The organism is Thermosporothrix sp. COM3, from assembly GCF_059696735.1.
Window position 1 is genome coordinate 4,014,011 of the sequence record NZ_AP019376.1, and the last position, 12,008, is coordinate 4,026,018.

Annotated in this window: 10 protein-coding genes; 2 read left to right on the forward strand and 8 right to left on the reverse strand. The window is 54.9% G+C overall.

The genetic code is table 11. From position 1 onward, the window contains the following. Positions 1-32: 32 nt before the first annotated feature. The 6 genes from KTH_RS17030 to KTH_RS17055 all read right to left on the reverse strand — a co-directional run bounded on the left by KTH_RS17030 (position 33) and on the right by KTH_RS17055 (position 6,316). Positions 33-1,172 carry a 2-isopropylmalate synthase gene (locus KTH_RS17030; protein WP_497620157.1) on the reverse strand — a complete coding sequence of 380 codons (1,140 nt, stop codon included), beginning with the start codon at positions 1,170-1,172 and terminating at the stop codon, positions 33-35. A gap of 60 nt (positions 1,173-1,232) precedes the next feature. Beyond that, a complete protein-coding gene (gene ilvC / locus KTH_RS17035) occupies positions 1,233-2,267 on the reverse strand; it encodes a ketol-acid reductoisomerase (protein WP_497620159.1) in 1,035 nt (344 codons plus the stop codon). Positions 2,268-2,329: 62 nt separating this feature from the next. Continuing rightward, the gene (ilvN, locus tag KTH_RS17040; RefSeq protein WP_497620161.1) at positions 2,330-2,875 is read right to left on the reverse strand and encodes an acetolactate synthase small subunit; all 546 of its coding nucleotides are present in this window, start codon (positions 2,873-2,875) and stop codon (positions 2,330-2,332) included. Beyond that, positions 2,875-4,644 (reverse strand): biosynthetic-type acetolactate synthase large subunit, encoded by a 1,770-nt coding sequence (ilvB, locus tag KTH_RS17045; protein WP_497620163.1) that lies wholly within the window; start codon positions 4,642-4,644, stop codon positions 2,875-2,877. The genes ilvN and ilvB overlap by 1 nt, the downstream gene beginning before the upstream one ends. 115 nt (positions 4,645-4,759) lie before the next feature. After that, the gene (locus KTH_RS17050; RefSeq protein ID WP_497620165.1) at positions 4,760-5,131 is read right to left on the reverse strand and encodes a hypothetical protein; all 372 of its coding nucleotides are present in this window, start codon (positions 5,129-5,131) and stop codon (positions 4,760-4,762) included. A 270-nt stretch (positions 5,132-5,401) separates the two neighbouring features. Next, entirely contained in the window at positions 5,402-6,316 is a 915-nt protein-coding gene (locus tag KTH_RS17055) for a LysR family transcriptional regulator (protein WP_497620166.1), read from the reverse strand. Between the two features lie 110 nt (positions 6,317-6,426). Here KTH_RS17055 and KTH_RS17060 point away from each other — a divergent pair, with 110 nt between their 5' ends. Continuing rightward, positions 6,427-7,719, forward strand: coding sequence for an MFS transporter (locus KTH_RS17060; RefSeq protein ID WP_111318277.1), 1,293 nt, complete (start codon positions 6,427-6,429; stop codon positions 7,717-7,719). A 43-nt stretch (positions 7,720-7,762) separates the two neighbouring features. Here KTH_RS17060 and thpR read toward each other — a convergent pair whose 3' ends face one another. Both thpR and ftsH read right to left on the reverse strand, forming a co-directional pair. Further along, a complete protein-coding gene (gene thpR / locus KTH_RS17065; RefSeq protein ID WP_111318279.1) occupies positions 7,763-8,347 on the reverse strand; it encodes an RNA 2',3'-cyclic phosphodiesterase in 585 nt (194 codons plus the stop codon). Continuing rightward, complete coding sequence (ftsH, locus tag KTH_RS17070; RefSeq protein ID WP_111318281.1) at positions 8,344-10,191, reverse strand: ATP-dependent zinc metalloprotease FtsH; 1,848 nt, start codon at positions 10,189-10,191, stop codon at positions 8,344-8,346. Before ftsH ends, thpR begins: the two co-directional genes overlap by 4 nt. Positions 10,192-10,756: 565 nt before the next feature. On the opposite strand from ftsH, the gene KTH_RS17075 reads away from it, so the two are divergent. After that, complete coding sequence (locus tag KTH_RS17075; RefSeq protein ID WP_497620169.1) at positions 10,757-11,992, forward strand: L-lactate MFS transporter; 1,236 nt, start codon at positions 10,757-10,759, stop codon at positions 11,990-11,992. Positions 11,993-12,008: the final 16 nt, after the last annotated feature.

The window sequence follows — 12,008 nt, forward strand, 5'->3', positions numbered from 1 at the left end:
GGACTGTCATCTTCCGAAATGATAGGAAGCGCTCAGATCGCCACAGGCGTTTCACGGCTACATTCAACCATGTAAATCAAATCGTCGTCCGTCACAATCTTCTTTTCGTCGGCCAGCGACACAAAGCGCCGATAGACCCGCTTCAACTGTTCCGCTGAGAGTCTGTAGCCAAGCTGGCGCAGATGCGCATCCAGCCCATAGCGTCCCGCCTGCTTGCAGAGCACGCCATTGACCTCTGCGCGGCCCACAGATTGCGGCGTCATAAACGTCACATCGGGAGCAAACGCGTTCGCACCAACAATCGCCTTGTTTGGCTGGACAGGCAAGCCCGTCAGCCGACTTACAAGCTGACTCGCCGAGACCAGATGCTCGGTCCGAATCCGCGTATCAACGCCGAAGGCATCAGCGCGCGTGCGCAACGCCATCACCACTTCTTCTAGCGCTGTATTACCGGCTCGTTCACCAATGCCGTTGATTGTCACCTCAACCTGTCGCGCTCCGGCTCGAATCGCGGCCAGCGCATTTGCTGTCGCCAGCCCCAGATCATCGTGACAGTGTGCGCTCAGCGTCACCGCCTCAATGCCCGGCACGTGCTTGCACACCTGACGGAAAAGCGCCCCATATTCTTCAGGAGAGGAATAGCCGACCGTATCAGGAAGGTTTATCGTGGTTGCACCCTGTCTGATGGCGGTTTCGAGCACGCGATACAGATACTCACGCTCGGTACGCGTCGCATCTTCAGCCGAGAACTCGACTGTTGGACAGAGCCGCCGTGCATAAGCGATCATCGCCCGGACACGCTGTAGCGCCTCCTCGCGGCAAAGCGACAGATGGCGCTGCTGAAACTGATCAGACGTTGCCATGAAAATATGAATTACTGGCTGCTCAGCATCACGCAACGCCTCCCAGGCCAGTTCAATATCATTGGCATTGGCACGGGCCAGAGCCGCAACCGCAACACCCTTTCCCTGCATCCTCCTGGCGATCTCTTTGACCGCAGCGAAATCAGCAAGGGACGCAGCAGGGAAACCAGCTTCAAGAATATCAACACGAAGGTCTGCCAGGCGCTCAGCAACCAGCAGCTTTTCAGCCAGGGTCATCGTCGCCCCGGGCGATTGTTCACCATCGCGCAACGTCGTATCGAAGATCTTCACCATAGCAGGGTTTCCCATGATCGTTTCTCTCCTTTTGGTGCCAGATGGTGAGGGGGAAGTTCCCCCTCAAACCGTGTATTATTGCTCGCCGATAGACTCTACTTTTGTACCCTCGACTTTGACCGGGTTCAGCCAGCCCATCATAGCGCGCAGCTCAGTGCCAACCTGCTCGATCTGATGACTCTGCTCGCGACGGCGGCGAGCCATGAAGGCAGGGCGACCGGCCTGATTTTCCAGAATCCACTGTTTCGCAAAGGTGCCATCCTGAATGTCACGCAGGATAGCGCGCATGGACTCGCGAACTTCCGGCGTGATGATGCGGCGACCGGAAACATAGTCACCATACTCGGCGGTATCGCTGATGGAGTAGCGCATGTAGTTCAGGCCGCCCTGATAGATGAGGTCAACAATCAGCTTGAGCTCATGCATGCACTCGAAGAATGCGGCTTCTGGCTGATAGCCTGCCTCAACCAGCGTCTCAAAACCAGCTTTGACCAGCTCGGAGACACCGCCACAGAGCACCGCCTGCTCACCGAACAGATCAGTCTCGGTCTCCTCCTCAAAGGTGGTGCGCAGAACACCGGCACGGGTACAGCCGATAGCGCGTGCATAGGCCAGCGCGACCGCTTCTGCCTGTCCGGTTGCATCCTGATGAATAGCGATCAGACCAGGGATGCCGCCACCCTCGGTATAGACGCGGCGCAAAATATGACCAGGGCCCTTCGGAGCAACCATCGCCACGTCAACATCTTCTGGCGGTGTAATCTGGCCGAAGTGAATGCTGAAGCCGTGCGCGGTCAGCAGCAGCTTGCCGGGCTTCAACGCGGGGCGAATGTCATGCTCAAATACGTCCTTGTGATGCTGATCGGGGATCAGGAGCATGATCACGTCGGCCTCCTGCGCTGCCTCAGCCGGAGTTTTTACAGTCAGGCCATCAGCCTCGGCCTTCTGGCGGCTCTTGCTTGAGGCGGGCAGGCCAATGATGACCTTGCAGCCGCTATCGCGCATGTTCAGTGCATGAGCATGACCCTGACTGCCATAACCAATCACTGCCACCGTCTTTTCAGCGAGAAAATCCAGGTTCGCATCTGAGTCATAATAGAATGTAGGCATTCTGTTTCTCTATCTCCTTTTTCACGATATTGATGCTAGTTTTGTTATGTCTCGAATTGTGCTTATTCGGCCTCGCTCTCCCGAGCCAGTGTCACCTGACCCGAGCGCGCGATCTCACGAATACCAAAGGGCTGGAGTTGCTCAATACAGGCAGACACCTTATCGCTGCTACCCGTGATTTCCAGTACAATCGAGTCGGGTGTGATATCAACCGTGTGAGCCCCGAAGAGATTGCCCACCTCAAGGATATCGCGAGTTGTTTCCGCCGTAGAGGCGACGTTTACCAGTGCAAGTTCACGACTTACCGCCTGCGTGGCGCTGATCTCTTCGACGCTCTGCACGTCGACAATCTTGCGCAATTGCTCGATCAAATAGGCTTTGCCTACCTCGGTATCGTTCACCGTTATCGTCACCCGAATCTGATCTGCCTGAGCGTCGCGAGCAATGGTCATAGTCTGCATATTGGCGCGGCGACGACGCAGAATGTTGATGATGCGGTCCACCGTGCCGGGACGATCCCCGGCAACGGTCATCAGGGTATAGGTTTGCGCGGCATCCGGGTTAATCACGGAATGCCCGGCACGTTCCATCACAGATGTGTCCTTCATTACTCGTTCTCCTCCGCCTGCTCTTCGATCATGGTCGTAATGGGTGAACCGGGTGCAACCATCGGGTACACACACGCTTCCGCCTCAATCACAAAATCGACAATCACGGGTCCCGGGGTCTCCATCGCCCGTTTGATCGCACTGATCACATCCTCACCACGTGTGACACGCATGCCGGTTGCGCCATAGGCTTCGGCCAGCTTAACATAGTCTGGTCCGGTGATCGGCGTTTCAGAGTAGTTGCGCGAATGGAAGAACTGCTGCCACTGGCGCACCATGCCGAGATAGCCGTTATTCATGATCGCAATCTTAATCTCGACGCCCTCCTGCATCAGCGTCGCCATTTCCTGGATATTCATCTGAATGCCACCATCACCAGCGACAACCCAGACTGGAGCCTCAGGAGCGCCCATCTTCACTCCCATTGCAGCCGGAAGTGCAAAGCCCATTGTCCCCAGACCACCCGAGGTAATCTGGCTGTTGGCGCGCGACCAGGGATAGAAACGAGCCGTCCACATCTGGTGCTGACCGACGTCCGAAACAACAATCGCCTTCCCCTCGGTCACTTCGTTGATCGCGTGTAGAATACCCATCGGACTGGGAAGCGTCTCATCACGCTTGAGGGCAGCGGCCCGCCCCTCATCCTGCGCCTGCCAGTCGCGGATCTCCTGGAGCCAGGAAGAGTGATCGCCGGGCTTCACGGCCTCATTTAGGGCCGCCAGAGCAACCTTTGCATCAGCCACCAGCGGAACGTTTGCCACTTTGACCTTGCTGACCTCAGACGGGTCAATATCAATATGGATCAGTGCGGCTTTCGGTGCGAACTCATCTACCTTGCCGGTCACACGATCGTCGAAGCGCAGACCCACGCCGACAATTAGATCAGCCTCACCAATTGCACGGTTCACATGAGCAGGGCCATGCATGCCGGGCATGCCCAGGAAGAGCGGGTGCGAGTCAGGGAATGCGCTCAGACCGAGCAGTGTTGCGATAACCGGGATACCCGTCTTTTCTGCAAATGCTTTGAGCTCGGCATAGGCGTTTGATAGGATGATGCCATGACCAGCCATTATCAGCGGCTTCCGCGCCTGGCTGATTAATTTCGCGGCCTGCTCGATCAGTGTGCCCTCAGGCTTTTCGTGGCGGCTCTCCTCCTTGCGGAAGTAATCATATGCGGACTCGTACCGGGAGGGATCATACCAGCCCTTTTGCTGTTGCACATCCTTCGGGATGTCGACCACAACCGGGCCAGGGCGCCCACTCTGCGCGATCCTGAAAGCCTCATGGATGGCCGGAGCAATCTCTTCAATGCTCCGCACCAGAATCGAGTGCTTGGTAACGGGCAGTGTAATTCCGAGAATATCGGTCTCCTGGAAGGCATCGCGTCCGAGCAGGGGACGACCAACCTGACCGGTGATAGCCACAACCGGAACCGAGTCCATATAGGCAGTTGCCAGACCTGTCACCAGATTGGTGGCACCGGGACCACTGGTAGCGGTACACACACCAACCTTGCCAGTGATGCGAGCATAGCCATCAGCGGCATGCGAGGCAGCTTGCTCATGGCGCACCAGCACGTGGTGAATAGAGGGATACGAGGTTATAGAGTCGTAAAACGGCATGATCGCTCCGCCGGGATATCCCCAGACAAACTCTACGCCTTCACGGAGCAGGGCTTCGCAGATGATATGACTGCCGGGTAATTCTCGCGCCTCGTTGTACAGGTCTGGACGTTCCGTCTGCCTGATGATATTAGTAGCGATTGCCATAATTCCTCCAAAGACTCTTCAGACTCTACTCAAACGACATAATAAAAGGGCCTCCCTAGCCAGGGAGGCCCTCGTCAGGTTACCTTCTTTGGATTGGGTTGCACCGTTGCTCCCGTTAATCTCCCTTTGCACTACGTGTGGCTAGCTTCTCAATAAGCCCTACCAGACCCGCAAGCCCTGTAAGTCCGGTAAGGCAGCTAATAAGAAGGCCGCCTATAAGGAGGACTACTACAAGGCCGAGGAGTACAAGGGTAAGTACCACAAGGCTAAAAAGGGTTACGCCAGGAAGCACGGACACAACAAACAAAGAAACCGACGTTAAGACGCCGGTTCCAATCATTCCATTTGCTGCCGTGAAAGCGCGTTCATTCTTCTGCGCAGGCATAGCTGAGTGACGAGCCGCGGGCATCCGACAGGACATACTGCGAGCGCGGCCCATTGCGGCGTTCATTGCCGCCTGTCCTTGCGCTGTGTATGTCATTGCCATCGCGTGTCACTCCTTATTATGAAATCAATTCTTGCGTTTTCTGCTGTGCAATCTGTCTGCTTTTTTCTTCACACTGTCCGACACCCTGGCGCCATCGCCATCGCGGACAGCCATAGCTTTCTTGTTCACGAGGATACACCAGTAGCCAAATGTTTGTCAACCCCGGTATTACCATCAGAACACAATCATGGAAAAAGTAACCATCGAAAGTTCATTTCCTATGTACATTATACACATATCGCAACGCTATATCATTTGCGCTTGCGCTTTTTACCTCTTTTCTTCAATCACAAGCCGGGTAATGCCGGGCATACTGGCTGCCACATCCTTCATAACCTGCACAAAATCCCGCACCGCCGGTGACAACGTACTTCCACGCAAACAGACAAGCGCACTCTCCCGATAGAGCGGCGGAAGGTCCTTCACCTCCACCTGCACAATGCGCCCGCTGTCCAGATCTTCCGCGACCGTCATCCGGGTAAGAAAGGCAGCTCCCATACCGCGTAAAAGCAGATGCCGGATGGTATTGAAGGGCAGGTCAAGGCCGGGCTGCGGCAACAGGCCAAGCTGCTCCGCATAGGAGTCAACGGATGGTCCCCAACGTACGCTTAAAAGCGGGTTGCTCAGATGGCGCACATCCTCCAGCGTCACTTCAGGCAGCCGGGCAAGCGGATGAGCCTCTCCGACCATCAGGTGCAAGGGCTCACTGAACCGCAGCAACTGCTTGATATGCGGTGCCAGAAAGGGGTAGCTGATTAAGCCCAGCTTCACAAGCCCATCCGTCAGCATGGCAATGATTTCGGCGCTATGAGCGACATGAAGAAAACAGTGCACACGTTGATGAGTAGCATAAAAGCGCTCAATGGTACTGGCGAGAAAGCTCCCTGAGAGCGATTGCATGGCCGCCAACATCACGCTTCCACTCTGGCCGGTAAACTGTGCCGCCTCTATTCCCTCTCGCAGCACAGACATAGCCCTGCGCGCATATGGTAAAAAGCTCTCCCCTCTTTCCGTCAATGTGACCACGCGTCCCCCACGCGTAAAGAGTGTGCCCCCGAGCTCGTTTTCCAGTGCCTGGATGCGGGCGCTGATAGTGGGCTGACTGATATTCAGCGAGCGTGCAGCTTTACTGAAACTGCCCTCACGCACCACTCGTTCAAAGGTGAATAACTGCTCCAAATCCATACGCTTGCCCCTATAGAAATATTCGATAGAAAGTATAGGCAATACATACTTGTCTCATCCTACCATAGTGAGTATGCTCTAGAAAGAACAAATTATCCAGTGAGGAAAAGATGCAATTCTTAAAGGTTTTACGCTATCCGCAACTTGCCTTGCTCTGGAGCAGTCAGGTTCTCTCCTCAATCGGAGATTTCTTTTACGCGATTGCCGTCATGTGGTTCGCGATTCGCATTGCCGGAAGCACAGGGGTCATGGTGAGCGCCGTAGAATCGGGGGCCGCGCTGGCCTTCGGCCTGCTTGGCGGAGTCTATGCCGACCGCTGGAATCGTCGCACCATCATGTTGACCGTCGATATTCTACGTGCATGTGTGGTCGGCAGCTTACCTGTGCTGGCCTTCTTCGGTCAGTTGCAGCTCTGGCATATGCTGGTTGTGGCGCTGCTCGTTGGCAGCCTGGGTTCGCTCTTTGACCCGGCTCTTCAGGCCAGCCTCCCGACGCTCGCACAGGACACCCGCACATTGCAGGCTGCGAACGGGTTGATGGATGTCACCCGCCGTCTGGCGCGGGCGCTTGGTCCAAGTCTGGCAGGCCCCTTGCTGGTTGTCCTGCCGCTTCAACACTTCTTCACCCTGGACGCGGTCAGTTTCCTGATATCCGCAGGTGCGATTTTTCTGATTGGGCGCCACCTCTCCCCTTCTGAGCACACCAGCAAGCGGCGTCATGACGGAGTTGTCGGTATTCTGACCGACCTGAAAGATGGTTTCCAGCAGATTCGGCGGCACCCGTACCTTCCCGGCATTTTTGCTGCCGTTTTTGTGATCGCTGTAACCTGGACCATCGCTTTTACCGCAGGTATTCCGCTCTATGCCGAGCGTTATCTGAACAGTGGTCCGGGTGCCTATGGCCTGATTGTCGGCGCGTATGGAGTTGGCAACGTTATCAGCAACTTTGTGATGGGAAGCATCAAGTTACGCCGACCGCTTGCCGCTATAATGCTTGGACGCGTGATTGTGGGTCTGGGCTTTCTGCTGATGGTTTGTGCTCCCTCATTGCCAATCGCGTTGCTTGGCTCGGCCTGCGCGGCGCTTGGCGGCCCGCTGGATGATATTCCATTGATGCTGATTATTCAGACGGAGATCCCGCCGCACCATATTGGTAAAGTCTATAGCGCCTACAGCACGATTTCGATGAGTGCGATGGCGCTTGGCGGTCTCATCGCGGCCTCCCTGTATCAATATGTCAGTGTTCCTATCGGCATTGTCCTCTGTGCCCTGTTGATTATGAGCACAGGTATCGGGGGAGCGCTCCATATACAGTGGAAACGCAAGAGTGGAAAAGAGACAGCCGTCCATCCTACCAAAGATACAGTTATAATCGAACAGGAATGTCGATCATCGCAGCAATAAAAAAAAGCGGAGAGGGGTTTTCCTCTCCGCAGAAGGGTATTTTTCAAAGTTCTGTCTTTAGCACACACTCTTTCAGGCAGGTATACTTTGCCCCACTCCGAAACAGCTCACTCTTCATCACATTGATCTGAGTGACAGGATAGGATTCTGTAGAAACAAGTCCCTGCTGTTTGCCTGTTAGCACTGTTTGCAACGCCTGAAGTTCAGTTGGAGCAAGCGGGCTCTTAATTCGAGCCAGGGTCAGGTGAGGGGAAAACGGCCTTTTATCGATCTCAAAGCCACGCTGTTCCAATTCCCGGCTGAGGACGCGGTGCAGGTGAAGCAGGGTTCCCGAGGGCTCATCAACACCCATCCAGACGACACGAGGCTGTCGCTGTGACCCAAAGGAGCCAAGACGTGAGAGACGATAGGAGAACGGAGTTACCAGACTGGCCGCTTTTTCGGCGGCACTGATCGCCTCGGCAAGCTGTTCATCGCTCAACTCGCCAAGAAAGGCCAGTGTCAGATGAATACCAGCAGGGTCAACCCAACGGATGCCGGGCAAGGCTTGCGCCACCTGCCCGATCACTTTCGAGAGGTGGCGCTGCTGTGCCTCATTCATTTCAAGCGCAATAAATGTTCTGGTCATGCTGCAAACAACATCGCATCTAGCTCAGAGCCATCAATGGTCTCAACCCTGATAAGATGCTCTGAGATCTCAACTAACTTATCCTTACGTTCTCGCAGAATAGATAGCGCAGTCTCATAAGCCTGATCGACCAGTTTCGCGACTTCGGCATCAATCTTTGCAGCCATTTCCGGGCTCAAGGTCGTTGACCCATCCGGCTCAACCCGCAAAGCGACTTTCCCCAGCGGGCTCATACCAAACTCGCAGACCATGCGGCGAGCGACATTCGTCACATACTCAATATCCTGACTGGCTCCAGTCGTGACATCGCCGAAGATGATTTCCTCCGCGGCACGTCCGCCCATTGCACCGGCCATTTTCGCCAGCAACTCAGAGCGGCGGAGCAGGTAACGATCTTCCGCGGGAGCTTGAACAGTGATACCAAGCGCCATACCACGAGCGATGGCCGAGACTTTCTGCACCGGATCAGCGCCGGGCATTGAGCGCATCACAATCGCGTGTCCGACTTCGTGATAGGCAATGATAGCCTTCTCTTCCTCGGTAATCATGCGGCTCTTGCGCTCCGGCCCTGCCATCACACGCAGGATTGCCTCTTCAAGATGCGTCTTCCGAATGGTACGCTCACCGGCCCGTGCTGCTAGCAGTGCAGCTTCATTGAGCAGATTGGCAAGATCGGCGCCGGAGAAACCGGCAGTCTGCCGCGCTAACTCTTCTAATTGTACATCTTTCGCAAGCGGTTTGTCTTTAGCATGCACTTCCAGAATGGCATGGCGTCCGCGAATGTCCGGCTTATCCAGCATCACGCGGCGATCAAAGCGGCCCGGGCGCAACAGTGCGGGGTCAAGCACATCAGGACGGTTCGTAGCAGCGATCACAACCACGCTGGTATGCTTGTCAAAGCCGTCCATCTCTACCAGCAACTGGTTCAGAGTTTGCTCACGCTCATCATTTCCACCGGTACCGGAATTGGTACGCTGGCGACCAACGGCGTCGATCTCGTCAATAAAGACGATACAGGGTGCATTGGCTTTAGCCTCTTTAAATAGGTCACGCACGCGGGCAGCACCTACACCCACAAACATCTCGACGAATTCTGAGCCGCTCACGCTATAGAACGGTACGCCTGCCTCACCGGCGACAGCACGTGAGATCAACGTCTTACCGGTTCCGGGGGCACCGACCAGCAGCACACCCTTTGGCGTTCGCGCGCCCATTTCCCGGAATCGCTCCGGGTACTTGAGGAACTCTACAATCTCCTGAAGCTCAATTTTCGCTTCATCAACCCCTGCCACATCCTTAAACAAGATAGAAGGGCGCGACTCGTTAAACCGTTTCGCCTTTGAGCGAGCAAATGGAGCCGCCTGGCTACCCATACTACCTCGCCGCATAATAAAGAAAAGAGAACCTGCAACCAGCAGGAGAAGCACCACATTTACCACGCCCTGTACCCATTGAGTGTTCTGATTGTTCTCAATGTTGACAGAAACGCCATTTTTGCGGAATGTATCGGTGACAGCCTGTCCATCCTCTTTGATCGAATGATACTCCTGACCATTCTTTGCGGTCACGGTAATCTCATTACCGGCAATCGAGACCGACTTCAGTTGCCCCTTTTCCGCCATCGTCATCACGTCGCTGATCGGCTTGTCCTGAACGGAAGTCGTGCCAAAGGAGATGCCGGCCAGACGAAGCCCTGCAAAGGCCAGGAGCGCGACCCCGACCACAATACAGGTAATCGCAAGGACCAGGCGCAATACGGTACTCTTTTTTCGTGTCGTCTTTTGTGTCGAATCCTGTGGATTCGTCTTTCTTGTTTCTTGATTCTTCTTTGGAGGCGTATTCATGGAGTGCTGACAGACCCTTCTGTAATTCGTGTGGTACTGTTGTTACTGTTAAAAACCTGAAATGCTATTTCAGCGTATTTCTTTCTATTTCTCTTTGTCTCAAGCGAAGACTTGAGGCTAGTATATATGATAAGAATCGTCTTAGCAAGATGAGAATTCACTGAGTGAGCTCATGCATATCCTGCCTCAAAGGAGGAAATACAGGCCTGTATTGCCACTTTGCCCACTATCCAAAGCGGGTCAGATTGTCCCTTCTTACCATGTAAAACTATAGGAAATACCTCCTATTATCGCTCGAGCACCGCAGGAATGGCATGCGCTTGAATTCTCTGCATTTTTTCCGTACACTTATCACTATTCACAGCGCTCATCCACGATCCTTCAACCTGAAATCATGAGGCGCTACTTCTCTATTCGTCAAATTGAAAGCGAAGTTGAGATTGATAGTTGACAAAAAGCGCCTCTCTCAGGTTACAACTTTCGGGAGTTCACGACTCATCTAATCGTAGAGCAACTGCTACCTCTCTTTTCTGTACAGCGCAGAGATGCGCGAAAGGAGCAACGCATGTTTCAAACTCCCAACCGCTGGATTATTGCTATTGCTGCATTCTGTATGCAACTGGCTCTGGGGGCCGTATACTCCTGGAGTGTCTTCCTCAAACCTGTCATCAATGTCTACAGAGTCAGCCAGCCAGCCGCAAACCTGACCTTCAGCATTGTTCTGCTTGCTCTCGGCATTACCGCAGGCTTTGGCGGCTATCTGAATAACCGCTTTGGTCCTCGCATCATCGCGACTGCCTCGGGGCTGCTCTATGGACTAGGGGTCTTTCTGGCAGGCTTTGTCTCGCCAAATCTCACGCTTCTGTATTTGACGTACGGCATTATAGGCGGGATCGGGCTTGGTCTGGGCTATATCGTCGCGCTGGCAATGCTGATCAAGTGGTTCCCTGATCGGCGCGGCTTCATTACCGGGCTGGCCGTCGCGGGCTTTGGCGCGGGAGCAGCGTTGACCGGCCCAATCGCGGCAAACCTGTTGCTCCCCGGTTATGGTCTGAACGTCACCTTCCGCATACTGGGCATCGCCTATTTTCTGATCGTCGTGCTTGCCGCGCAGTTCTACCAGACTGCCCCTGAAGGATACGCACCACCGGGCTGGACCCCTTCACCACAACAGCAGGCCAGCAGCGCTACCAGAGACTATACATTGGCCGAGGCGCTACGCTCACCACGCTGGTACCTCCTCTGGCTGATCCTCGCCCTGAACGTCACCGCAGGCGCCGCGCTGATCTCGGTTGCCTCCCCTCTAGCCGAAAAGTTTACTCATGTGCTACCAGGTATCGCCTCAATCCTGGTGATCACAATCTCTATCTTTAACGGAGCCGGGCGACTCTTCTGGGGCTGGCTCTCCGACCTCATCGGGCGGCCAGGCGCGTTTCTCGCTATGTTCATCATTCAGATTTTTGCCTTTGCCCTGACACCCTTTATTGATAACTTTGCCTTGCTCTTTCTACCTGCCTCCATCATTGGCCTCTGCTACGGAGGTGGCTTCGGGACCATGCCCGCTTTTGCCGCTGACTTCTTCGGGGCCAGGAATTCGGGGACCATCTATGGCGTGATGCTCACGGCATGGAGTGCGGGAGGAATTATCGGCCCCTTGCTGATCGCCGCGATTGACTACAGGACCACGCTTTTCCTGTTGGCCGCCCTGATGCTGATCAGTTGTGCGTTGCCCCTGCTGGCTCGACTTCTGATCCAGAGAGAGGGGGAAAAAGCCACGCCTTCTGCTGGAGCTTCATCGTAGTCTCAGGCGGCAGTGC